This is a genomic window from Rhodoferax potami, from assembly GCF_032193765.1.
Lineage (GTDB): Bacteria > Pseudomonadota > Gammaproteobacteria > Burkholderiales > Burkholderiaceae_C > Allorhodoferax > Allorhodoferax potami.
On the sequence record NZ_JAVBIJ010000001.1, the window covers coordinates 3,056,745 to 3,080,507 of the forward strand.

The window sequence follows — 23,763 nt, forward strand, 5'->3', positions numbered from 1 at the left end:
TACCAAATTGTGAGCTTTTGCCAATGGCGAAAAGCACTAGGAATCAGGCACACATCCCCGCTTGAGGCAGCCCGTTCAATGGGCAGGCGGTACACATTTTGTAACCGCTTGGCCTTCGCGCGGGAACAATCAGGCTAAAAACAAGAGACTACACTCTACGAATGCAACTGCTCGTCATAGATGATCATCCGATCGTGCGCCAAGGCTTGGTCGCGGCGTTGCGGCAACTCCAACCCGGGGTTGAGGTGCTCGAGGCTACTGACGGGGCCCACGGGCTGGAACTGTTAGAGCGGTATCCGCGCATCAAAGCGGTGCTGATCGATCTGGAAATGCAGCCATTGGGCGGCCTACCGACCATCCGCCAGATTCGCCAGATGCAAACGGCCTTGCCCGTGCTGGTGGTCGCTGGTTCTGAAAACCCGGCCGACTACCATGCAGCCATTCAAGCGGGCGCCAACGGTTATTGCCCCAAATCCAGCGGACTGCGCGCCATTCGTGAAGCGGTGCGCCAGGTACTGGATGGCAAACCCCATGTGCCAGACTTCATAGGTTCCGACCCCGCGTGAGCCAAACGCAAACCCCGATGCTAGACCCGGAGCGGGTCCAGCTGCTGAGCTATTTCGGCTCCGCAGTTGCACTCGCTTGTTGCCTTTATGCCGGGTTCAACTGGCTGATGGGGTTTTTCACGGGCGTGTGGATCATGTTGGGCAACGGCTTATTGCTGATGCTCAACCAGCTGCGGCTCGGCAGCATCGATAGCCACAGCGCCTACAACCGCTTGGCCACCACCCAAACCACAATTTGTTTTCTGGCCGTCTGTGCCGTGATTCAACAAACGGGCGGGGTGCAATCTCCGGTGATCGTGTGGGTAGCACTCGCCCCGATCGCGGCCACCTTGCTGTTTGGATTCACCAGCAGGACGGTGTTTTGGCTCCTGATGACGCTCGGGGCGGTGTCTGTGTTCGGCTTGCTGCCGCTGATCGGCATCCCGGTGCCGCGCAACTACAACACCGAGCTCACCCACATATTTTTCAGCTGCAGCCTGTTTGGCTTTGTACTGCTGCTGTTTTTGCTGACCCAGATTTTTGAGAGCACCAAGAACCGGGCGCTGCAACAGTCGGAAACTCACAACCGGGAACTGCGTCTGGCCAACGACCGGGTGGAAGCGGCCTATGTGGCCAAGTCCCGCTTTTTGGCAGCGGCAAGCCACGACTTGCGACAACCGGCGCATGCGCTGGGGATGTTTGTGGCCCGCTTGAGCCAAATGCACAACCGTCGTGTAGATGGCACGCAAGCCGCAGAGAGCTACCCCGATCTGGTGCAGGGCGTCGAAGCCTCTGCACAGGCCTTGCAAGAGCTGCTGGATGTGCTGTTTGACTACTCACGCTTGGAGGCCAACTCCACCGATAGCCCCCTGTGCCCGGTCAATGTGAATGCAATATTCAACCAAATGCGGGTGCTGTTCTCAGAAACTGCCAACAGCAAAGGCCTGCGCCTGCGGATACGCCCCACGTCGACCTGGATCATCAGCGACCCGGTGCTTTTGCAGCGGGTGTTGCTGAATTTGATCGCCAATGCGATCGAATACACCCCCTGCGGAACCGTGCTGGTCAGCTGCCGGCCCGCTGGCGGCGGTCAGCAAGCCTGTATCCAGGTGTGGGACAGCGGCATCGGTATCGACCGGAGCTTGCACACCACGGTATTTGAAGAGTTTTTCCAGGTCGAGAACCCCGAGCGGGATCGCGCCAAAGGCCTGGGTCTGGGGCTGAGCATGGTGGACCGCGCGTGCCGGCTGCTGGGCCACACGCTGAACTTGCGCTCCAATTTGGGTTGCGGCAGCCGTTTTTCTGTCACCGCGAACAGCACGACCTTGCGTCCGGCTGTGACCGAGCAGCCACCGGTCGCTCAGCAAACCGTGGCCCATGATGTCCATGGCACGGCCATCTGGCTGATTGAAGACAACCAAATGGGTGGGGAGGCGCTGCAGGGCCTGCTGCAATCGTGGGGCTGCGACGTCACCTGGTTTGAAAGCGGCCTGGAAGCGCTGGACGCCGCTGCAAACGGCAATTGGCCCGATTTCATCATCAGCGACTACCGTTTGCGCGACAACCTGACCGGCATCGAAGCGATTCTGGAATTGCGAGACGCCGCGCAATCCGACATCCCGGCCTGCCTGATCACCGGCGACCTGGAAGAAGATGTGAAATACCAAGCCCACCGCGCCGGCCTTACGCTCTTGAAGAAACCCATTCAGCCCGCCAAGCTGCGGAGCTTGCTGCGCCGGAGCGTGACAGCGCCTACCGCTTGATAGAAGCGCGTCGGGGGCGGCGCTTCGTGGCACTCCGCCGTCCCACGCCTGCTGTGGTTACAGACGCGGGAACGGACGGTACCTATCAGTGCATGCCTGCCAACAAAGCGGCATTGCCTCCCGCGGCGGTGGTGTTCACCGTCACGGTTTGCTCGGCGCAGAAGCGATACAAGTAGTGTGGGCCACCGGCTTTGGGGCCGGTGCCACTCAACCCTTCACCGCCAAATGGCTGCACGCCCACTACCGCGCCGATCATGTTGCGGTTGATATAGATGTTGCCCACGTGTGCGGCAGCAGCCAGTGCCTGCGCACGGCTGTCGATGCGGGTCTGGATGCCCAGCGTCAGGCCGTAACCCAGCGCGTTGATCTGGGCGATCACGTCTTCCGGGTTACCGTCCCAGCGCACCACTTGCAGCACCGGGCCGAAAATTTCGGCCTTTACCTGGGCAATGCTCGCTACCTCAAACGCATGGGGCGCAATCAGGTTTGCTATTGATTTAGTAGCGACTTGCGAGGAATCTGTGGGCGCTAGAAGCACTTTTGATTCATTTTTCAGGCGAGTGATATGGCGCTGAATGTTGTCAAACGCTTCGCGGTCAATCACCGGGCCTAGGTCGGTGGTCAGGTCGGCCGGGTTACCCACCTGCAGCTCCTTGGCTGCACCTTGCAGCATCTCGATCACGCCATCGGCAATCGCGCTGTGCACCACCAGCAGGCGCAGCGCGGAGCAGCGCTGGCCGGCGGAGCGGAAGGCGCTCATCACCACCGCATCCACCACCTGTTCGGGCAGCGCGCTGCTGTCGACCAGCATGGCGTTGATTCCACCGGTTTCGGCAATCAGCGGCACGATGGGGCCGTCTTTGGCAGCCAGCGCGCGCTGGATGATTTTGGCCACCTGGGTGGAACCGGTGAACACCACACCGGCCACGCCGGGCTGGGCGACAAGTGCGGCGCCAACGGTTTCGCCGGCGCCGTGCAAGAGCTGCAGCGCATCCGCCGGCACGCCGGCTGCGACCATCAAATCCACGGCGGCTTTTGCCACTCCGGGCGTTTGCTCAGCCGGCTTGGCCAGCACGGTGTTGCCAGTCGCCAGTGCGGCAGCGACCTGACCCATGAAGATGGCCAGCGGAAAGTTCCACGGGCTGATGCACACCCACACGCCGCGCGCAGTCAGGCGCAAGGTGTTGGTCTCGCCGGTCACGCCGTATTGGTAGCCCGCTTGGGCATTGGCCAAGGATGCGGAGGGCGCATGGGTTCCGCCATGCACCTGGGGACAAGCAATGGGCTGCATGATGCGCTGCGCCTCGTCGGCGTAGTAGCGCAAGAAGTCCACCGCCTCGCGCACTTCGCTGACCGCGTCGCCCCAGGTTTTGAAGGCTTCTTTCACCAAGAGCGCGCAGAACTGCGGCATAGCGGTTTGCAGTGCATCGGCCGCACGGCGCAACGCTGCTGCGCGCTCTTCCACCGGCACTTTGCTCCACTTTTGATAGCTGCTTGCGCATGCTGCATAAGCGCCAGGGATGTTTTTGACATCAAACTCCGGCACCACCGGCACGGGCGCGGTCTGCAACGCGGACAGCAGCGGGTCGCGCATGGCTGCCACGGTCAGGTCCAGGCCGGTGCTGTTGGCGCGGCTGCCGGGGTGCTTGCCGAACAGGTCGGCCGGCAGGGGCAGACTGGGGTGCGGCTCCAGGCGCAAAGGTGAAATCAGCAGCTCGCCCATACCCACCGATTCGTCGGCGAGCTGGTGCACAAAGCTGGAATTGGCGCCGTTCTCGAGCAAACGGCGCACCAGGTAAGCCAGCAGATCTTTGTGCGCGCCCACCGGGGCGTAGACGCGGCAGGCGACCAGCGGGTTTTTGAGCACCTCGCGAAAAATGCCCTCGCCCATGCCGTGCAGGCGCTGCAGCTCAAAGGGCGCACCTGTTTTTGCGCCCATTTGAAGGATGGCGGCGATGGTGCCGGCGTTGTGGCCGGCGAACTGGGGGTAAATGGCGTCCGGCACCGCGAGCAACGCACGGGCACAGGCCAGGTAGGACACATCGGTGTGGTGCTTGTGGGTGAACACGGGGTAGTGCGGCAGGCCCAGCTCCTGGGCGCGCTTGACCTCGGCATCCCAGTACGCGCCTTTGACAAGGCGGCACATCAGCTTGATTTTGTATTTGCGGGCCAGCGCGGTGACGTGCTCGATCAGCTCCAGCGCACGGGTCTGGTAGGCCTGCATGGCCAGCCCCAGTCCGGCCCACTGCGGGCAGTGCGCGGCCACTTGCACCAACAGGGCTTCCAGCACTTCGAGCGACAGCTCCAGGCGGTCCACCTCTTCGGCGTCGATGGTGAGGTTGATATTGGCGGCGGCGGCGGCTTCGCACAGCGTCCAGACGCGGGGCACCAGCTCGTCCAAGACTGCTTGGCGGTGCGCGTCTTCATAACGCGGGTACAGGGCGCTAAGCTTGATGGAAATACCATCGTTTTCGGCCAGGGCGCCCGTCTTGTTAGCGCGAGCAGCTATGAATTCAATAGCATCTGCATAACTCTTGAGGTAGCGTAGCGCATCCTTGTCGGTGCGGGCGCCTTCGCCCAGCATGTCGTAGCTGAAGCGGACATTGGCCTTTTTGCGAGACACATCGGCCTCTTTCATCGCCTCCGGCATGGTTTGGCCGAGCACAAACTGGCGGCCCAGCAGCTGCACTGCGCGCAGGGTGGCTGCCACCACGGTGCGGGCGCCGAGCTTGGCCATCATGCCGGGCTCATTCTGGGCATCCGGCAAAAAGTGCTTGGACAGGGCAATGGCGGTGCTGGACAGGCGGGAGAGCACTTTGTCGCCGCTAGCCTCAAAGTCAGCACGGCCCAGTTGGTCGGTGGTGAGCGCAATCGCGGTTTCGGCATCGGGCACGCGCAGCAAAGCCTCGGCCAAGCGCATCAGGGCCAAGCCCTCGGCGCTGGAGATGGGGTATTCCTTGAGCAGGCTTTCCATCGCCCAGAAGGGCGGCGGGTTCTCGCGCACCGCTTGCACCCAAGGCTCCGCGGAGCGGGCAGCATGGGCCCAGTCGAGCGCGCCTTCCAACACCTGCAAACGGTGAGAGACGATGTGATCTTCCGCGCGATAGGGCGTGGGCAAACGGGGCGGGACTGGGGTGAATGCGGTGGAACGGGCGGACTGGGACATAGCGACTCCTGCACAAGGCAACGAAATGATTTGTCGCTATTTTTCAGAAGATTAGCCTGAGTTTTTATCTTTATTTATTTGTATAAATAGTGAATTTATCTACCAACCATGCAAAAAGCCGGCCCGCAGACCGGTTTTTCACTAGAGGGCAGAAGAATCAGAGTCCGAACAGGCTCTTGAGCTTGCCGGCCGCTTCCATCGCCTTATTGGCGTCGTCCATCAGATTGCGGGTTTTAGGCGCTTCCTGCGCGGGGGCCGGTGCTGGTTGCGGGGCAGTCGTGTTGGCAGTTTGCGCTGGCGCGGCAGGCGCCGGGCGGGTGGCAGGGGCCGCCACGGGGGTTGCAGGCAACTGCGCAATGATCTCGACCCGGCGGTTCTGAGCGCGGCCGGCCTCAGTGGTATTGGCGGCCAGCGGCACTGTTTGGCCCATGCCACGGGTTTTGAGGCGCGGCGCGGCAATGCCGTAACTGCGGCTAAGCGCCTCTGCCACCGCCGCAGCGCGCGCCTCTGACAGGCGCTGGTTGCCGTCCGCACCGCCCACATCGTCGGTGTGGCCCACTACCTCCACATTCAGGCCCGGGTTGTCTTGCAGCACCTTGCCCAGCTCTTGCAAGGTGGGTTTGGAACCATCGCGCAGCACCGCTTTGCCGGTGTCGAACTGAAAGCCATACAAATCCACCTTGCCTTCTGCGCCCAGCGCTTTGGCAATCGGGCTCTCGCCGGTCACGGCCATCAGGCCGTCGTCCAGCTTTTCCTTCTCCACTACAAACAAGAATGCCCCGCCATCGTTCACCCAGAGCGACACATAGGTGTTGTTGCGCTGGGCTGCCAGGTACTGGTTGTCGGTGCTGTAGTTCAGATAGAGCTGACGCGCCTTCATCAAGCCTTGGAAATTGCTGAGGTTCTCCGTAGTGCAGGGGCGATCACAGGTGAACAGATCGCTAAAGCCGCTACGGCGCAGGGACGACTGGTAGTTGCGAAACACCTGCAGCGGCGAGACCGACTTGGGCATTTCATAGTGGATATAGGTAACTTTGCCTTCCAAAGGCATCAACTTGGCCGCAGTAAACGCTCCGCCCGGGGCGCGCTGGGGTTTGGCGAGGATGAGCTGGAATTCCTCGTATTCCTTGTAGTCGTAGTTGTTGATGCGGGCGCCGGGAAAGCGGGCAACTTCGGGGTGGTCGGCCCCTTGCTCCGCACTCGCCACAACCGGCAGGGCTGTCAGCCCTAGGACCACCGCCACTGCAAAAGCGCCACGGCGCCATGACTCTTTAATGAAAAGCACTGCTTATTCCTCCCATTTGTTTTTTGATGGGTACCGAGTGTAGGCAGGCTGTATGAATGAGGCTACAGCACCCGCAACAAATTGGTTTCAATTCGTAGCGCTGGCCTATGATCGGCCTAAATTAACCCACTTTATGAAGGGGATTTGGTGAGCGAAGCAACGTTGGTCGGCGATGCCGGATTTGGTTCTTTCTTTCGATACCACGGATGGCTGTCCCCGGGAGTCCGCCTATTCCGCAGCCTGAGTTTCCCGGCCAAGTCGGCATGGATCGCGGTGATGTTCCTGATTCCCATCGTGCTGCTGATGGTTGATGTTTGGAACAACACCCGCACACAAATAGCCACCACCGAGCACGAATTACAAGGGGTCACTTACGTCAAACCCTTGCACGAACTGATCCGCCAGGCCCAACTCCGACGGCTGAGCGCCATCACCCAATCACCAGACCTTAGCGCCAACCAAACGGCAGTCACCCAGGCCTTCGGCAAGTTGCTGGCCGTCGACAAGACATTGGGCAAAGACCTGGACACTGCAGAAGGTTTGGGCAAAGTCGAGAAACTGCACCAGGCCCTCTTGGCCAACCCGAAAGGCAAAGACGAGCGAGAGACCTTCGAAGCCCACAACGAATACATCGACGCCCTCATCAAGCTGGGGGAACACGTGGCCGACTCTTCTGAGCTGGCTCTGGACCCGCAGCTGGAAACCTACTACCTGATGGTGTACTCGGTGCTTTACGGGCCGCAGCAGATGGAAAACGTTTCCGAGCTGTCGGTGCTGGGCTGGTCCGCCATCAAGGCGGGCGGTAAAAATGACTTCATCTCCGAGCGCGCCAACGAAGACTTCGGCATCCTGCGCTTCGTCGACAACATTGTGGAAAACGCCTACATCCGCAGCACCGGCGGCACGCCCCAGGCCGACGCCCAATATGGCATGAAGGCTGTGGACGACGCATACGACGCGTTTCAAGAAGCCACCAAAAAGCAAGTCATCGGCGACAAGGTGGAGGGTGATGCCGATGCCTACCTCAAGCTGGGCAACGCGTCGCTGGAGGCCGAGCGCAAGCTCAACGAAAAAATGCTGACCCAACTCGAAGTGCGCCTAGGCGAGCGGGTCGCAGATTTGAATATGAGCTTTTGGACTCGACTCGACGTTGCCGCACTTTTCGTGGCCGTGGCCTTCTACATGCTGCTGGCTTTCTACAAGGTGATGATGGGTGGCCTGCGCGAAGTCACCGGCCACTTGGAGCAAATCACCAAAGGCAATCTGGTGACCGCGCCCACCCCGTGGGGAAAGGACGAAGCGGCCCACCTGATGATCACCCTGCGCGACATGGAGGCCAGCCTGCGCGTGATCGTGCGCAACACCTTGGACAGCTCGGGCAACGTCAATACTGCTAGCGAAGAGATTGCCGCTGCCTCGCAAGACCTGTCCCGGCGCACCGAGGCCAGCGCTGCCGCGCTGGAACAAACCGCAGCCACCATGACCCAGATTTCTGAAACCGTGCAGCGCACCTCGGACACGGTGGCAGGGGCTGCCGGCATCGTGCGCTCGAACGCCGAGTCCGCCAAGCGGGGCGGCGAAGTGATCTCGCAGGTGGTGAGCACCATGCAGGGCATCAATGCGTCGTCCGCCAAGATTGCCGACATCATCAGCGTGATTGACGGCATCGCCTTCCAGACCAACATCCTGGCCCTGAACGCCGCGGTAGAAGCCGCCCGCGCCGGCGAGCAAGGCCGCGGCTTTGCGGTGGTGGCTTCTGAAGTGCGCTCGCTGGCTGGCCGCAGCGCCGAGGCGGCCAAAGAGATCAAGCGCCTGATTTCCGCCAGCATCGAGCAAGTGGAACGCGGCACCCAAGTGGTGGGCGAAGCGGGCAAAACGATTGAAGACATCTTGGGCAACGCCGGCCGTATTGACACCCTGATGACCGAAATCGCCAATGCCACCCGGGAGCAGTCGCTGGGGGTGAACCAGGTCGGTGCTGCAGTGCACGATCTGGACCAAAACACCCAGCAAAACGCAGCACTGGTCGAAGAAACCGCGGCGGCTGCGACCGCGCTGTCCGACCAGGCGGCCCGGTTGGCACAAGAGGTGTCCTTCTTCAAGCTGAAGTAAGCTCACGGTGTGAACGAACACATCGAACTCGACCGCATAGACCTGCGCATCCTGAGCTGCCTGCAAGCCGACGGGCGCATTGCGAACCTGAAGCTGGCAGAGACGGTGGGGCTCTCCCCCACCGCCGTGCTGGCCCGGGTCCAAAAACTCAGCAAAGAGGGTTACATCCTCGGCTACGAGGCACGCCTGAACCCGCTCAAACTTGGGGCCGGCATGATGGTGTTTGTGGAGGTGCTGCTCGACCGCACCACGCCCAATGTGTTCGAGGCCTTCAAGGCCGCGGTGCAAGTGCATGGCGAGATCATGGAGTGCCACATGGTGGCCGGCGGGTTTGACTACCTGCTCAAGACCCGCATGGCCGATATGGCCGCCTACCGCCACTTTGCAGGCACGGTCCTGTGGCAATTGCCCGGCGTGCGCGAGACCCGGACCTACGCGGTCATGGAAGAGGTCAAAAACACAAATCAGCTCAAGCTGTAACAGGCGACACCCAAACCGGCTGCTTTCAAGGAAAATGGGGCGATGATCAATCGTCGCCAATTTTCTTTAGCGGCCGGGGCCAGCGCCCTGGCAGGTTTTCCGGCTGTCCACGCACAGTCCGAGAAAATCATCATCGGGCAGTCCGCCGCCTTCAGCGGCCCGGCCGCGCAGTTGGGTATCCAGCTGCACGCCGGCGCCAAACTCTTTTTCGACCAGCTCAATGCCCAAGGTGGCATCGGCGGGCGCTCGGTGGAAATTCGCAAACTCGATGACGCCTACGAGCCCGCCCGTTGCGAAGAGAACACCCGCAAGCTGCTCGAAGAGGATGTCAGCGCCTTGTTCGCCTACGTGGGCACCCCAACCAGCGCGGTCGCACTGCCACTGGCCACCAAAGCCAAGGTTCCGTTCATCGCACCCTTCACCGGTGCCATGGCCTTGCGCAACCCCTTCAACCGCTACGCATTTCACGTGCGCGCGTCGTACAACGACGAAACCGCGCTCATCGTGAACCAACTGCGCAATGTGGGCCTCACCAAAGTCGCGGTCATGTACCAAAACGACGCCTACGGCAAAGCGGGCCTCGATGGGGTGCAATTGGCCTTGGCCAAACACAACCTCAAGCCGGTCGCCATTGCAACGGTTGAGCGCAACTCGGTCGACGTGGCCAAAGCGGTCGAGACCATCAACGCAGCCAGCCCTGAGGCTGTGGTCCAGATCAGCGCTTACACCTCTTGCGCAGCCTATATCCGTGCCGCCCGCAAGGCGGGGTACGGCGGCGGGTTTTACAACGTGTCCTTCGTGGGCACCCAAGCGCTGGCCGACGAGCTGGGCAAATTCGGAGCCGGTGTGGTGGTGTCCCAGGTGGTGCCGTCGCCTTACAGCGGCGGCAAAGCCATCTCCCGGGAATTTGCCGACGCAGTGCGCCGATCCAATGGCGCGGTGCAAAGCAACTACTCCAGCATGGAAGGCTATATCGCCGCCAAAGTGCTGGCGGAGGGGCTACGCCGCAGTGGTGGCAAAGGTGGCGCCGATGGCCTGATGACTGCGCTGGAGAGCATCAACAACATGTCAATGGGTGGGTTCAATGTGAACTTCTCCAAGGCGGATCACGTGGCCTCGACCTTCGTCGAAATGTCCATGCTCACTGGCGACGGCAAGGTCCGGGTTTAAGCAACACCGGGGTAGTGGCGGGCGCCAAAAATGGCGCTGCCCACCCGCACCATGGTGCTGCCGCCGGCAATGGCAGCATCGAGATCACCACTCATGCCCATGGAAAGCGTGTCCAGCGGCACGCCATGCTGCACGATGGCATCAAATATGGCCTTAGCGCTCATAAATACTGCGCGCGCAGCTACAAAATCAGGAGCAGGCTCCGGGATGCACATGATGCCCCGCAGCTGCAGACGCGGCAGCGCCCGGACCGCCAGCGCCAGCGCCGCGGCCTCCGCCGGGAGCACGCCGGACTTGGTCGGCCCACCATCCACATTCACCTGAATACAGACCTGCAGGGGCGGCAAATGGGCGGGGCGTTGATCGCTCAGGCGCTGGGCGATTTTGAGCCGGTCCACGGTGTGCACCCATTGAAAGTGTTCCGCCACCAGGCGGGTCTTGTTGCTCTGGATGGGGCCGATACAGTGCCACTCAATCGGTAAAGCCGCAAGCGCTGTGATCTTGTCGACCGCTTCCTGGATGTAGTTTTCGCCGAAGGCGCGCTGCCCGGCATCAAAAGCCTGCTGCACCGCGTCAGGCCCGAAGGTCTTGGAAACGGCCAGCAATTGCACGCTGCCCGTGGCCCGTCCGGCACGTGCGCAAGCCTGCGCGATACGGTCTGTAACAGCGTGGAGATTAGTGGCAATCATCGTCATAATCTCTCGAGCGTAACAAACCTGCCATTCGCCTAGAGAGGACTCCGTGGACATTACCCAGCTGCTCGCATTTAGCGTCAAAAACAAAGCGTCGGACTTGCACCTCTCGGCAGGCCTGCCGCCGATGATCCGGGTGCACGGCGATGTGCGCCGGATTAACGTCGAACCCCTGGACCACAAGCAGGTCCACGCCATGGTGTACGACATCATGAACGACACCCAGCGCAAGATGTACGAGGAGTTTCTGGAGATCGACTTCTCGTTTGAGATCGATGGTCTGGCCCGCTTCCGCGTCAACGCCTTCAACCACAACCGCGGTGCAGGCGCCGTGTTCCGGACAATTCCGAGCAAGATACTGTCGCTGGAGCAGCTCAACGCCCCCCGCATCTTTGCCGACCTGGCCCTGAAGCCCCGCGGCTTGGTGCTGGTGACCGGCCCCACCGGCTCCGGCAAATCCACCACATTGGCAGCGATGGTGAACTTCTTGAACGAAACCGAGTTCGGCCACATCCTGACGGTGGAAGACCCGATCGAATTCGTGCACGAATCCAAAAAGTGCCTGGTCAACCAGCGCGAAGTCGGCCCTCACACCTTGAGCTTTGCGGCCGCCCTGAAGTCTGCGCTGCGGGAGGACCCGGACGCGATTCTGGTGGGCGAAATGCGCGACCTGGAAACCATCCGCCTGGCCATGACCGCCGCAGAAACCGGACACTTGGTGTTCGGCACCTTGCACACCTCGAGCGCTGCCAAAACCATTGACCGGATCATTGACGTGTTCCCGGCCGAAGAAAAAGAAATGGTGCGCGCCATGTTGTCCGAGTCGCTGCAGGCGGTGATTTCGCAAACGCTGTGCAAAACCAAAGACGGCCAGGGCCGCGTCGCCGCCCACGAAATCATGCTGGGCACCAGCGCGATCCGCAACCTGATCCGCGAGGCCAAGGTGGCTCAGATGTATTCCGCCATCCAGACCGGCAACAGCGTGGGTATGCAGACCCTGGACCAGAACCTCACCGAGCTAGTTAAGCGCAATGTCATCAGCGCTGCCGAAGCACGCAGCAAAGCCAAGATTCCTGAGAACTTCCCAGGCTAGACAGAAAGGTAGGTGTTCTCATGGAACGCGATCAAGCCACGAAATTTATCAACGACCTGCTCAAGCTGATGGTCAGCCGCAATGGCAGCGACTTGTTCATCACCGCAGAGTTTCCGCCCGCTATCAAGGTGGACGGCAAGGTCACCAAGGTGTCGCCGCAGCCACTGAACGCAGCGCACACCATGGCGCTGGCGCGCTCCATCATGAACGACAAGCAGATCGCCGAATTCGAGCGCACCAAGGAGAGCAATTTCGCGATTGCGCCGGCTGCCATCGGCCGATTCCGGGTGAATGCGTTTATTCAGCAAGGCAAAGTGGGCATGGTGCTGCGGGTGATTCCGCAGGTGCTGCCCACGATTGACGGGCTGGGTGTTCCGCAGGTGCTCAAAGACATCGTGCAGGCCAAGCGCGGCTTGTGCATTCTGGTGGGAGCCACGGGCTCCGGCAAGTCGACGACGCTGGCGGCCATGGTCGATTGGCGCAATGAAAACTCCCACGGCCACATCATCACCATCGAAGACCCGGTGGAGTTTGTGCACGCCCACAAAAACTGTGTGGTGACCCAGCGCGAAGTCGGGCTGGACACCGACAGCTGGGAGGCCGCCTTGAAAAACACCCTGCGCCAGGCGCCGGATGTGATCCTGATGGGCGAAATCCGCGACCGCGAAACCATGGAGCACGCGATTGCGTTTTCGGAGACCGGTCACTTGTGCCTGGCTACCTTGCACGCCAACAGCGCTAACCAGGCGCTGGACCGGGTGATCAACTTCTTCCCCGAAGAGCGGCGCAGCCAGCTGCTGATGGATCTGTCGCTGAACCTGCGCTCGCTGGTATCGCAACGCCTGATTCCCAAGCAAGATGGCAAAGGCCGCATTGCTGCGGTCGAGGTGCTGATCAATTCGCCGCTGATCTCGGACCTGATTTTCAAGGGCGAGGTCTCCGAAATCAAAGAGATCATGAAAAAGAGCCGCCAAGCCGGCATGCAAACCTTCGACCAAGCGCTGTTTGACTTGTATGAGAGCAACGCCATCACTTACGAGGATGCGCTGCGCAATGCCGACTCGCTCAACGACCTGCGCCTGCAGATCAAACTCAACAGCCAACGCGGCAAGTCGACCGACCTCTCTGCGGGCACTGAAAACTTCGCCATCCTGTGAATGTGGCCCGGCGCAAAATGGCCCATCCGTTCCACTGAACCCTCATATCCATGCCCAATATCAACGACAAAACCTACGAACCCTCGCCCGCTTACTCTGTCGCCTTTCTGGGCCTGGGTGTCATGGGCTACCCCATGGCGGGCCACTTGGCGCGCGCCGGCCACCAGGTCACGGTCTACAACCGCACTGCTAGCAAATCAATAGCATGGTGCGATGAATTCAAGAGCGCTAGCAGCCAATTGGGCACACATTCCCATGCACCGACGCCCCGTGAGGCAGTGCTGGCAGCGGACATCGTGTTTTGCTGTGTGGGTAACGATGCGGATTTGCGCAGCGTAACGCTGGGTACCGACGGCGCCTTTGCCGGCATGAAGCCCGGGGCGATTTTTGTAGACCACACCACCGCCTCGGCGGACATCGCCCGGGAGCTGAGCGTTGCAGCGGTGGCGCGTGGACTGCAATTCATCGATGCGCCCGTGTCCGGCGGCCAAGCCGGCGCACAGAATGGCATGTTGACCGTGATGTGCGGGGGCGATGCCACTGCGTTTGAGGCGGTCAAGCCAGCGGCCATGGCGTTTTCCCGCGCATTCACCTTGCTGGGCGAGAGCGGCTCCGGCCAGCTGGCCAAAATGGTGAACCAGATTTGTATTGCCGGCTTGGTGCAGGGCCTGTCCGAAGCAGTGGCCTTTGGCCAGCGCGCGGGGCTGGACATGAACCAGGTGCTGGACGTCATCGGCAAAGGGGCCGCCCAGAGCTGGCAACTCGACAACCGGGGCAAAACCATGGTCGCGGACCAATTTGAGTTTGGTTTCGCCGTGGACTGGATGCGCAAAGACCTGGGCCTGGTACTGGACGAGGCCAAGCGCAATGGCGCACGCTTGCCGGTGACCGCGCTGGTCGACCAGTTTTATGCCGATGTGCAAGTCATGGGTGGCAACCGCTGGGATACCAGCAGCCTGATCAAGCGCCTCAAGTAAGGCGCCGCCCCCATAAAAAAAAGGCCTGCAGTTGCAGGCCTTTTTACTGGACAGAGCGAACCGCTTATTTCTTGGCGGGCTCAGCCGGCTGCGGCAAGGTACGGGCTAGCTCTTCTTCGGAAATGATTTCCAGAATCCGCACCACACGCCCGACGCCGCTGACGCCACTGATGATGTCGGTTGCGCGCTTGGCTTCACGCGCCGTCACACGGCCCATCACATAGACCGTACCGCGCTCAGTGGTCAACTTGAAGGCGCTGGCAAACAAATCTTTGGCGTCCACCAAAGCGGCCTTGGCACGGCCGGTCACCAGGGTGTCCGAGGAGCGCTGGGTCAGGGTGGTGTTGCCCATCACCTCAAGCTCGTTGACGATGTTGCGCACGTTGTCCACGCCGGCCACAATTTTTTCGATCAGCTGCTTGTCCTGCAGGTTCGGCACTTCACCGGTCAGCAAAACTTGGCGGTTGTAGCTGGTCACGTTCACGTGCACCCGCTCGCCCAAGTTCTCGCGAATGCGGCTGGCAGCGCGGAGCTCAATGCCCTCGTCTTCCACCAAGCTGCCGGAGGTGCGGCGATCGGTCGCCACCAAACCGGTACCGACAAAGGCGCCACCCACTACCAAAGGAAAGCAGCCGCTCAGGCTGACGGCCACCAAGGTGCCGAGGGTCAGGCGTTGAAGAAGTTGTTTCATGTTTAAGGTTCCTGTTCACCGAGTAATTGGGCATCCACCGCATCACAGATGCAATGTAGTGTGAGGATGTGGACTTCTTGAATACGGGCCGTCCGGTCGTGCGGCACGCAGATATGGACATCGGTATCGCGCAGCAGCTGGGCCATCTTGCCGCCGGATTTTCCGGTCAGCCCGACCACCACCATTTCACGCTCATGGGCGGCTTCGATCGCAGCCAGCACATTGGCAGAGTTGCCGCTGGTCGAGATGGCCAACAACACGTCACCGGGAGCACCTAGGGCGCGTACCTGGCGCGAAAAAATGACATTGAAGTCATAGTCGTTAGCGATCGCCGTCATGATGGAACTGTCGGTGGTGAGCGCAATCGCGCCCAGTTCCGGCCGCTCGCGCTCGAACCGGCCGACAAACTCTGCCGCGAAGTGCTGGGCATCCGCCGCGGAGCCCCCGTTACCGCAAGCCAATACTTTGCCGCCACTGGTCACACACGCCAGCATGGCTTGCACCGCATCCGCAATCGGTTTGCTCAGTGTCTGGGCAGCCTGGTATTTGAGGTCCGCACTGTCGATAAAGTGTTGTTGTATACGTTGTTCCAGCATGGGCGGCATGATACCGCGCAGCGTATAAACCCTGATGTCGGAGCCCTGTCAGGGGATTCAGGATGCATCGAAGGCGGCGCGCAACCACTCGACCGCGTCGCCGTCCATCACCACCACATCAAACCGGCATGGGGGAACCGTACGCAACTGGAGCAAGTAATGCCTTGCGGCAAAGATGATGCGGCGCTGTTTGACATGCCCCACGCTGGCAGCGGCCCCGCCATGATCGGTGCGGCTGCGTTTGCGCACCTCGACAAACACCAGGGTGCCGTCGCGGTCACGCATGATCAAGTCGATCTCGCCACCGCCCCGCCCGGGGGTCCGATAATTGCGGGCAACGAATTGCAGCCCCTTGGCTTGCAAAAAACCCGACGCCCGCTCCTCCGCCGCATCGCCCACTTGTTTGGTCGTGCGGGAAGCGGGTCGTGATGGAAGTAAGCCCATATGAGTGCGTCTTTTTCTTCAGCCATCCAAGCCGCCAAAGATGCGGCCGGTGCGCAGCATTATCCGCAAGGCTGCTTGTATGTCCTCGCCACGCCCATCGGCAATCTGGCCGACATCACCCTGCGTGCCCTGCATGTACTGGGGCTTGCCGATTGCATTGCCTGTGAAGACACACGCCACACCCAGCAAATGCTGCGCGCCTACGGCATCGACAAAGCGGGCTCGGCCCTGCTGGCCGTGCACCAGCACAACGAGACCGAGGCGGCACAGACCGTGATCGCCCGCCTGCGGGAAGGCCAACGTGTCGCCTATGTGAGCGACGCCGGCACGCCGGGCGTGAGCGACCCCGGGGCACGGCTGGTGGCGCAAGTGCGGGCGGAAGGTTTGCGCGCTGTTCCGCTGCCGGGGGCAAGCAGCGTGGTGACCGCTATTTCTGTGGCCGGGCTGGTCGCCGCGGGCGAAGGCCATGGTGGTTTTGTGTTCCGGGGTTTTTTGTCTTCCAAAGCCACCGAGCGCGCCAACGAGGTCGCGGCGATTGCTGCGCAGCCCGACGCGGTGGTGCTGCTGGAGGCGCCGCACCGGCTGGAGGCACTGGCCAAGGCACTGGCGCCCTTGGGCTCGCGCAAAGTCACGGTAGGCCGGGAACTGACCAAGCAATTTGAAGAGGTGGCCACCGTGGATGCGAGCGAGTTCAGCGCTTGGTTGGCCGCAGATGCCAACCGCTTGCGCGGCGAGTTCGCGCTGGTCATTCACCCTGCGGCTGCAGCCGCCAGCACGGCGGATGACCGCGTCTTGAGTTTGCTGCTGGAGCAACTGCCGCTCAAATCTGCAGTGAAGCTGGCCGCAGATATCACCGGCGAGCCGCGCAACGCGCTGTATGAGCGCGCCCTGCTACTCAAGCAGGGCGCTGGCAGCGAAGACTAGGCCGTAGCAGCCTGCCAGGCCTGCACATAGGCACTGGCACGCTCGTAGACCTGCGCCGCTGTGACACCCGGCGCAAACAACTGGCTGCCGATGCCGAAGCCGGTGGCGCCGGCTTTGACCCATGGTCCGATGCTCTCGGGGGTGATGCCGCCCACCGGCCAAAGATCGGTCCCGGCGGGAACCACGGACTTGAGCGCCTTCAAGCCACCGTGCCCCAGCGACTCCGCCGGGAACAACTTGAGTGCGTGCGCGCCAGCGGCCAAGGCCGCAAACGCTTCGGTCGGTGTTGCCACACCGGGGGACGCCAGCATGCCCAACTCCACCGCACGGCGGATCACCGCCGGATCGCAATTGGGAGAGACCATCAAGCGGCCGCCGGCCGCATGCACCGCGTCCACCTGTTCAACCGTAAGCATGGTTCCACCGCCAATAAGGGCATCAGCCGGCAATCCAGCTACGAGAGCCGCTATGCATTCGATAGCGCCGGGGCGATTCAAGGGCACTTCGAGGCTTCGGAAGCCCGCTTGGTACAAGGCCTGGCCGATATTCAAAGCCTCTTCGGGCGTGAGCCCGCGCAAAATGGCAATCAAAGGCATGTGGCGGGCTTGCGCCAACAAAGGGAAAACAGAACTCATCAAGCGCTCCAATGGGAATGAATGTGTTGCACGGCGGCCAGAAAGGCTTTGCGGGCATCCAGAATGTCAAAACGGCAGTCAAGGCGCTGCGCCGCCTTTTGGTAAAGCTCTGCGAGCTGGGGTGAGCCGATCAACTGAAACGTGGGGACCTCGCCGGCTTCCGCACCCAGCACATCTTTCAGTTCCGCACCAATCAGGAGGCCGCTTAAATAGGAGGCGCTGGCTTGCGGCGCCATGTCTTTGCTGACCACACGGGCCCGGGTGCCAAACAGCACATGGCTCAGCGCATGGTGTCCGGCCGCATCTACCCCGGCTGCAAAAGCAGCATCGTCCCATTCAGCCTGTCCGCCCGCAGCGGCGGCCAGTGTGCCGTGCTTGCGCAACAGGTCATAGAGCTCACCGGTCATATAGGTGCGGAGTTTGCGCACCACCCCATCTTGCAGCAACACCCATTTACTGTGCGTGCCAGGTAGCACGAACCAACCAGATACATGGCCCAAAGCCCAAGCGCCCAGGAGTTGGGTTTCCTCGCCGCGCATCACATCCGGCACACCTGCGGAGTTGCGAATGCAATAGCCGGGGACCAACACCACGGGCGCTTCTCCGGGAGCATCCGGGACCCTGAATACATGGCGCCCCAAGTCCTGCAAGGGCACAGACGCGTCCACATACGGCACTTCATGCCACCCGAGCGCACTCCCCACCATTCCGGAGGCGACCACCAAAGACGGGGTAGCCTGCACGCTGGTCAGCGCGCCGGTGAGCGCCTCTGGAAAGCGCCCTTTGCAGGCCAGCGCGCCATCGCCATCGCTGGACTCCCGGATGCACTCCCCCGTCGGTCGGATCACATAGGTGCGGCGGTGGGTAGTTCCCCAGTCCACACCGACAATGGCGGATGTTGGGCTCATAGTCATAGTTAAGTTCACGAAGATGGGTTTCCCCCCGATTTAAACATATGATCATTAAATGCCAATTCGCATGACGCCTGTCGATCCCAAAACACCGCCCACTCCGGCCTCCCACGCGCGCTACAGCGGCCGCAAACTGCATGGACAGGTGGTTGATGAGCTGGGCCGCCGGGTCGCAGGGGGCATCTACCCCGCCGGGCAGGTGCTCCCGAATGAGGAGCTGTTGTGCCAGGAGCTGGCGGTGAGCCGCACTGCCCTGCGTGAAGCCGTCAAGGTACTGGCGGGCAAAGGTCTGCTGGAAGCCCGGCCCCGCATCGGCACCCGGGTGCGCAGCAAAGACCAGTGGAACCTGCTGGACCCAGATATCTTGGCGTGGCGCTGCGCCACCGGTGTGGATGCGGAGTTTTTGCGACACCTCACCGAGCTGCGCGAAATCATTGAGCCCTCCGCGGCCGCACTGGCCGCGACCAGCCGCAGTGAAGAGCAACTCCAGGCGATCGCGCAGGCGCTGCGCTCTATGGAGTCGGCAGCTTCGATCACCGATTGGGTGCAAGCCGATCTGGCCTTTCACACCGCCGTACTCCAAGCCACCAACAACCCGCTGCTGATGCCACTGGCCGCCATTATCGGCAGTGCCTTGGAGTCTTTGCTGGGTGTTACCGCGCGCACCTCGGACAACTTCAAGCAAGCGTTACCGGACCACCAGAAGGTGTTTGAAGCGATCCGCCTGCAAGAGCCGCAGAACGCCTTGCACCGCATGGCCAGCATGCTTTCTGACACCCGCAGCCTGATCCGCACCACGATCCAGACAAGCTAAGCGGCTTCTTTTAGGCTTTATTTGTATGATGATTGCTTTTACAATCGTCGTCTATTTACCTCTTGGAGACCTATGAAGCCGGACACCCTCTCCCACTTCGCGCAGTACCCGAGCTTGCAAGGGCGCAGTGTTTTTGTCACCGGAGGCAGCTCTGGCATCGGTGGCGACATCGTGATTGCCTTTGCGCGCCAAGGCGCCAAAGTGGCGTTCACCGGCCGCAATGCCGAGGCCGCCCAGCAAGTCATTGAGGCAGCGCGGCAACTGGGCCCTGAACCGCTGTTCCTGCAAAGCGACGCGTCGGATGTGAAAGCCTTGCAAGCGGCCATCGGCACAGCGGCCGAGCGCTTTGGCGACATCACGGTGTTGGTCAACAACGTGGCCAATGACCAGCGGCACGAGCTTGCCGATGTGACGGCGGAAGACTTCGACTGGCGGGTATCGGTCAACTTGCGACCCCACTTTTTTGCCGCCCAGGCGGTTGCCGAGGGCATGAAGCGTTCCGGCGGTGGCGCCATCGTGAACCTGGGCTCGACCAGCTGGAAGATCAAGGGCAAGGGCTACCCGGTCTACGCGACCTGCAAGTCAGCGACCGTGGGTCTGACCCGCAGCCTGGCGCGAGAACTGGGTGAGTTCAATATCCGGGTCAACACCTTGACGCCGGGCTGGATCATGACCGACAAGCAACTGGCTTTGTGGGTCGATGAGGCGGGTGAAAAAGCCATGCAGGACAACCATTGCCTGCCCGGCCGGATTCTCGGCGCCGATGTGGCGAATATGGCTTTGTTTTTATCGGCCGCTGACAGCGGCATGGTGACAGCCCAAGACTTTGTGGTGGACGCCGGATGGACCTGAATCACACACTCCCCCAAGCCATCTGGCCTGCAGAACTGCTGCTGGGTGAGGGCCCCGTCTGGGAAGCCCGGACCGGACGCTTTTTCTTTGTCGACATCCATGGTTGTGCTCTGCACGCCTGGACCCCCGCGACGGATGCGCGCCAAAGCTGGAAGATGCCTGAGCGCATCGGCTGGTTGATTCCCCGCAAAAACGGGGACGGCTACATGGCGGGCTTCCAAAGCGGCATAGTGCATCTGACGCTGGAGCCAGAACTGCGCTGGGAGCCGGTGGCTCAGCCGCATCCTGGTGAACCGTCCGTCCGGCTGAACGATGCCAAGGCAGATGCCTTCGGCCGTATCTGGGCCGGCTCGATGGACAACGACGACCCGGCCCGCTGCAAAGGACGGCTCGCCCGCCTGGACCCGGATCTGCAATGTACTGTGGTGGAAACCGGCATCTATATTGCCAACGGCCCCGCAATTGCACCGGACGCCCGGTGGATGCTACACACCGACAGCTTTCTGAACACGGTTTACCGGTACACATTGGATGCTGCAGGCAACCTCACCGCCAAATCGGTGTGGCGGGTTTTCTCAGAAGACGAAGGCACGCCCGACGGAATGACGCTGGACAGCGAAGGCCGCGTTTGGATCGCGTTCTGGGGCGGTGCTTGCATTCGGTGCTTCACGCCGGACGCGGAGTGCCTGCAGACCATCGCGATACCCGCGAGCCAGGTGACGAGCATCAGTTTTGGTGGCGCAGACCTCCAGACAATGCTGGTGACCACAGCTAGGGTGGGACTGGGTGATGCGGAATTGGCGCAGTACCCCTTGTCGGGTAGTGTGTTCACTCTGCGCACCGGCGCGACAGGGGTGCTGCCCCTGGCGTTTGGCTGATACGAGGCGTTAGTTTTTCTCTGCGCGCAAGCGACGGCGGCTGTCCCGTGCATTGGGCAGCCAGCCGCGCCAGAGCCAACGACTGAGCAACAGCAAGCCGCGAATCCACTCGTCCAGCGCATAGGCCAACCAGATCCCGGGCAGGCCGAACAAGCGGCCCAACCAAAAAGAGCCGACTCCCAGCACCAACACAAGGGATGCGACGCTGGACACTGCCGGGTAAATGGCGTCGCCCGTCGCACGCAAGGCACCGTTCAAAATCAGATTGAAAACGCGGCCGGTCTCGAGCAGCAAAGACAGCCACAGCAAGGTTTGCGCGGCCTCGATGACGGCCGCGTCTTTGGTAAAAGCGCGCATCAACCAAGGGGCACCCAACGCGGCAAACAGTGCCAGCGAGCCGGAGGCCAGCAGCCCATTGCGCACCGCCTTGCGGACCAGTCCGTTAGCTGCCCTCAAATCGCCGGCCCCGACGAGGCGGCCCACCATGATTTCACAGGCCCAGCCGATGGCCATGCTGGTCAACAGTGTCAAACGCAGTTTCGATTTGATACAGCTGTCGAACGCAAACGCGGCGTGGATTTGATACACCGTTGTGTGGGGCGATTGTCTGTTTTGTCTTTGCTTGTCTTTCAAGCAGTCAGTGGCTCGCCACTGACTGCTTGGCGCCCTTAGGCTGCCTGTTCCTCCTGTGTATCAAGGTGACTGCGTTTTCGTTTGAGTAGGGTATTGCTGCTGGCGGCAATCACACCGGCACGCCGCTTATCTTTCAGGCGATAGGAGTCTCCTGAAATCGGGACCACATGGGCGTGGTGGAGCAGTCGGTCAAGTAGCGCCGCTGTCAGCGTGGCATCGTCTGCAAACGTCTGGTCCCATTGCCCAAACGGCAGATTGGAGGTCAGGATGAGACTTCCCACTTCATAGCGTTTGGCAATGACTTGGAACAGAAGATTCGCCTGTTCCCGATTCATGGGAAGGTACCCGACCTCGTCAATGATCAACAGCCGGTAGGGACGCACGATGCGTTTGATAGCCTCTTCCAGGGTGTTCTGCCGTAGTGCCGTGCTCAGTGTCATCAGCAGATCTGCCGCCGTGATGAAACGCGTCTTGATTCCAGCCTGGGTTGCCCTGTAGCCCAAGGCGATGGCCAAGTGGGTTTTGCCCACCCCACTGGCGCCCAGCAAGACCACGTTCTCGCTGCGCTCCACGAAGGCCAGACTGCCAAGCTCCTGTACCAGGGGTTTGGGCACGCCGCTGGCAAACTGGAAGTCAAACTCATCAAGCGTCTTGATGGCGGGGAAGCCCGCTATGCGCGTGAGCATGGCGCGTGTTCTCTCCACTCTGGCTAGAGCCTCGCCACGCAAGGCTTGCTCCAGGAACTCCAGGTACCCCAGCTCTTTCTTGGCCGCCATTTGCCCCAAGTGGGCAAGCTGATCGGGTAAGTTGAGCAGGCGCAGCTGATCACACAGTTCACGCAGTCTTTCCATTTGCAGGCTCATGGTCGTCCTCCTGCTGAGGCTTGGTTGTGCACCAGCGTGTCATACATCGCCAGAGGATGCTGCAGGCCTCGCCATGCCGCGGCTGGAATTGGCCGGACTGCTGCGCCGCTACCGGTGACTTTTTGCAATTGACGCACTGTTCGCCCACTGTAGGCGCTGGGGATGGCCAGCAGATGTGTGCGCTCCTGTTGCAAAGCCAGTGCCGGCACACACCCAGTGGTTCCGTGGATCCGCACATTGGCAACGTCACGCAGCCAGGTGCGCATTTCCCGATTGGCTGTGTCCGCGTCCACCACCAAGCATTGCTGCTTCATACTCGCCACCAATGGCACCCAGAAGCTGCGCCGGATGTAGCCATTCATGCGTTCGACTTTGCCCTTGGTCTTGGCCCGATAGGGCTTGCACACCCGCGGCACAAAGCCATGGTGGTGCGCAAAGTCAGCAAAGGCACCCTGGAACTGGTGCAGGTTCTTGCCGTAGGCGTCACGCTTGAGGATGACGGTCTTCATGTTGTCGTACAGCACTTCACGGGTGACTCCACCAAAGCTCTCGAACGCCCTGACATGGCACGCCAGTAGTGTCTCCAGCTTCATGTCTGTGACAAACTCCGCGAAGGTCGCCCGGCTGTGGCCAAGCGTTGCCACAAACGCCGCCAACATGCCGTCTTTATGCCCAGACTTGCGGAACTCGATCCAGTCCATCTGCATTTGCTCACCGGGCTGGGTCTCGAACCGCACAACCGGATCCGGGCGCGCCTGTGGACGCAACTCCTTGAGGTACTCCTGCAGGATGCGCACGGAGCCCGTATACCCCTGTGCGGCAATCTCACGCTGCAGCACCGTTGCGGGAATCCAATCAGGCTTGGCCGCCTGAATACGTCCAGCCAAGTAGTCCTTGAATGGATCGAGCTTGCTTTTACGTTCCGGCAGTTTCTTCATGGCCGGCGGACCGCCCTCCAAATACTTACGCACCGTGTTGACTGCCATTCCAGTTTGCGCCGATATCTCGCGCAAGCTCAGCCTGTGCTTCCTTAAAACCTTGAGTTCCATGTACTCCTCGTTCGTAATCATTGCCAGTCCCAT

23 protein-coding genes are annotated in these 23,763 nt (G+C 61.2%); 12 read left to right on the top strand and 11 right to left on the bottom strand.

From position 1 onward, the window contains the following. Window positions 1-161: 161 nt before the first annotated feature. Window positions 162-566, top strand: coding sequence for a response regulator (locus tag RAE21_RS14710; protein WP_313882008.1), 405 nt, complete (start codon window positions 162-164; stop codon window positions 564-566). Further along, complete coding sequence (locus RAE21_RS14715) at window positions 563-2,308, top strand: ATP-binding response regulator (protein WP_313882009.1); 1,746 nt, start codon at window positions 563-565, stop codon at window positions 2,306-2,308. Before RAE21_RS14710 ends, RAE21_RS14715 begins: the two co-directional genes overlap by 4 nt. 85 nt (window positions 2,309-2,393) lie before the next feature. Here RAE21_RS14715 and RAE21_RS14720 read toward each other — a convergent pair whose 3' ends face one another. Beyond that, window positions 2,394-5,474 carry an L-glutamate gamma-semialdehyde dehydrogenase gene (locus RAE21_RS14720; protein ID WP_313882010.1) on the bottom strand — a complete coding sequence of 1,027 codons (3,081 nt, stop codon included), beginning with the start codon at window positions 5,472-5,474 and terminating at the stop codon, window positions 2,394-2,396. A 157-nt stretch (window positions 5,475-5,631) separates the two neighbouring features. Further along, a complete protein-coding gene (locus tag RAE21_RS14725) occupies window positions 5,632-6,759 on the bottom strand; it encodes an OmpA family protein (protein ID WP_313882011.1) in 1,128 nt (375 codons plus the stop codon). A gap of 147 nt (window positions 6,760-6,906) precedes the next feature. Here RAE21_RS14725 and RAE21_RS14730 point away from each other — a divergent pair, with 147 nt between their 5' ends. The 3 genes from RAE21_RS14730 to RAE21_RS14740 are packed head-to-tail and all read left to right on the top strand — an operon-like array spanning window position 6,907 to window position 10,521. After that, complete coding sequence (locus tag RAE21_RS14730; RefSeq protein WP_313882012.1) at window positions 6,907-8,871, top strand: methyl-accepting chemotaxis protein; 1,965 nt, start codon at window positions 6,907-6,909, stop codon at window positions 8,869-8,871. A gap of 9 nt (window positions 8,872-8,880) precedes the next feature. Continuing rightward, window positions 8,881-9,351: an Lrp/AsnC ligand binding domain-containing protein gene (locus RAE21_RS14735; RefSeq protein WP_313874335.1), complete on the top strand. Its 471-nt coding sequence runs from the start codon at window positions 8,881-8,883 to the stop codon at window positions 9,349-9,351. Window positions 9,352-9,393: 42 nt separating this feature from the next. Then, window positions 9,394-10,521: an ABC transporter substrate-binding protein gene (locus RAE21_RS14740; protein WP_313882013.1), complete on the top strand. Its 1,128-nt coding sequence runs from the start codon at window positions 9,394-9,396 to the stop codon at window positions 10,519-10,521. Here RAE21_RS14740 and RAE21_RS14745 read toward each other — a convergent pair. Beyond that, window positions 10,518-11,216, bottom strand: coding sequence for a YggS family pyridoxal phosphate-dependent enzyme (locus RAE21_RS14745; RefSeq protein ID WP_313882014.1), 699 nt, complete (start codon window positions 11,214-11,216; stop codon window positions 10,518-10,520). The two genes, RAE21_RS14740 and RAE21_RS14745, sit on opposite strands and share 4 nt — an antisense overlap. 46 nt (window positions 11,217-11,262) lie before the next feature. Here RAE21_RS14745 and RAE21_RS14750 point away from each other — a divergent pair, with 46 nt between their 5' ends. The 3 genes from RAE21_RS14750 to RAE21_RS14760 are packed head-to-tail and all read left to right on the top strand — an operon-like array spanning window position 11,263 to window position 14,440. Next, on the top strand, window positions 11,263-12,306 hold the full coding sequence (locus RAE21_RS14750; RefSeq protein ID WP_313874338.1) for a type IV pilus twitching motility protein PilT: 1,044 nt from the start codon (window positions 11,263-11,265) through the stop codon (window positions 12,304-12,306). A gap of 20 nt (window positions 12,307-12,326) precedes the next feature. Continuing rightward, on the top strand, window positions 12,327-13,463 hold the full coding sequence (locus tag RAE21_RS14755; RefSeq protein ID WP_313882015.1) for a PilT/PilU family type 4a pilus ATPase: 1,137 nt from the start codon (window positions 12,327-12,329) through the stop codon (window positions 13,461-13,463). Window positions 13,464-13,513: 50 nt separating this feature from the next. Then, window positions 13,514-14,440: an NAD(P)-dependent oxidoreductase gene (locus tag RAE21_RS14760; RefSeq protein ID WP_313882016.1), complete on the top strand. Its 927-nt coding sequence runs from the start codon at window positions 13,514-13,516 to the stop codon at window positions 14,438-14,440. Window positions 14,441-14,504: 64 nt separating this feature from the next. On the opposite strand, the gene RAE21_RS14765 is transcribed toward RAE21_RS14760, so the two are convergent. From RAE21_RS14765 to RAE21_RS14775, 3 genes are read right to left on the bottom strand one after another with little or no spacing between them, the layout of a single operon-like run. After that, window positions 14,505-15,131 (bottom strand): BON domain-containing protein, encoded by a 627-nt coding sequence (locus RAE21_RS14765; RefSeq protein ID WP_313882017.1) that lies wholly within the window; start codon window positions 15,129-15,131, stop codon window positions 14,505-14,507. A gap of 2 nt (window positions 15,132-15,133) precedes the next feature. Next, window positions 15,134-15,727 carry a phosphoheptose isomerase gene (locus tag RAE21_RS14770; protein WP_313874342.1) on the bottom strand — a complete coding sequence of 198 codons (594 nt, stop codon included), beginning with the start codon at window positions 15,725-15,727 and terminating at the stop codon, window positions 15,134-15,136. Window positions 15,728-15,784: 57 nt separating this feature from the next. Continuing rightward, entirely contained in the window at window positions 15,785-16,171 is a 387-nt protein-coding gene (locus RAE21_RS14775; protein WP_313882018.1) for a YraN family protein, read from the bottom strand. On the opposite strand from RAE21_RS14775, the gene rsmI reads away from it, so the two are divergent. Next, entirely contained in the window at window positions 16,172-17,095 is a 924-nt protein-coding gene (gene rsmI / locus RAE21_RS14780; RefSeq protein ID WP_313882019.1) for a 16S rRNA (cytidine(1402)-2'-O)-methyltransferase, read from the top strand. On the opposite strand, the gene RAE21_RS14785 is transcribed toward rsmI, so the two are convergent. After that, entirely contained in the window at window positions 17,092-17,730 is a 639-nt protein-coding gene (locus tag RAE21_RS14785; RefSeq protein WP_313882020.1) for a 2-dehydro-3-deoxy-6-phosphogalactonate aldolase, read from the bottom strand. The two genes, rsmI and RAE21_RS14785, sit on opposite strands and share 4 nt — an antisense overlap. Continuing rightward, window positions 17,730-18,638 carry a 2-dehydro-3-deoxygalactonokinase gene (locus RAE21_RS14790; RefSeq protein WP_313882021.1) on the bottom strand — a complete coding sequence of 303 codons (909 nt, stop codon included), beginning with the start codon at window positions 18,636-18,638 and terminating at the stop codon, window positions 17,730-17,732. Before RAE21_RS14790 ends, RAE21_RS14785 begins: the two co-directional genes overlap by 1 nt. Window positions 18,639-18,696: 58 nt before the next feature. On the opposite strand from RAE21_RS14790, the gene RAE21_RS14795 reads away from it, so the two are divergent. The 3 genes from RAE21_RS14795 to RAE21_RS14805 all read left to right on the top strand — a co-directional run bounded on the left by RAE21_RS14795 (window position 18,697) and on the right by RAE21_RS14805 (window position 21,185). Further along, complete coding sequence (locus tag RAE21_RS14795; protein ID WP_313882022.1) at window positions 18,697-19,455, top strand: FadR/GntR family transcriptional regulator; 759 nt, start codon at window positions 18,697-18,699, stop codon at window positions 19,453-19,455. Between the two features lie 72 nt (window positions 19,456-19,527). Beyond that, complete coding sequence (locus RAE21_RS14800) at window positions 19,528-20,307, top strand: SDR family NAD(P)-dependent oxidoreductase (RefSeq protein WP_313882023.1); 780 nt, start codon at window positions 19,528-19,530, stop codon at window positions 20,305-20,307. Further along, complete coding sequence (locus RAE21_RS14805) at window positions 20,298-21,185, top strand: SMP-30/gluconolactonase/LRE family protein (RefSeq protein WP_313882024.1); 888 nt, start codon at window positions 20,298-20,300, stop codon at window positions 21,183-21,185. Before RAE21_RS14800 ends, RAE21_RS14805 begins: the two co-directional genes overlap by 10 nt. 9 nt (window positions 21,186-21,194) lie before the next feature. Here the strand turns inward: RAE21_RS14805 and RAE21_RS14810 are convergent, their stop codons facing one another. The 3 genes from RAE21_RS14810 to istA all read right to left on the bottom strand — a co-directional run bounded on the left by RAE21_RS14810 (window position 21,195) and on the right by istA (window position 23,751). Continuing rightward, window positions 21,195-21,716 carry an MATE family efflux transporter gene (locus tag RAE21_RS14810; protein ID WP_313882025.1) on the bottom strand — a complete coding sequence of 174 codons (522 nt, stop codon included), beginning with the start codon at window positions 21,714-21,716 and terminating at the stop codon, window positions 21,195-21,197. Between the two features lie 137 nt (window positions 21,717-21,853). After that, window positions 21,854-22,681, bottom strand: coding sequence for an IS21-like element helper ATPase IstB (gene istB / locus RAE21_RS14815; RefSeq protein WP_313879687.1), 828 nt, complete (start codon window positions 22,679-22,681; stop codon window positions 21,854-21,856). Next, on the bottom strand, window positions 22,678-23,751 hold the full coding sequence (gene istA, locus RAE21_RS14820; protein WP_428984048.1) for an IS21 family transposase: 1,074 nt from the start codon (window positions 23,749-23,751) through the stop codon (window positions 22,678-22,680). Before istA ends, istB begins: the two co-directional genes overlap by 4 nt. Window positions 23,752-23,763 lie beyond the last annotated feature (12 nt).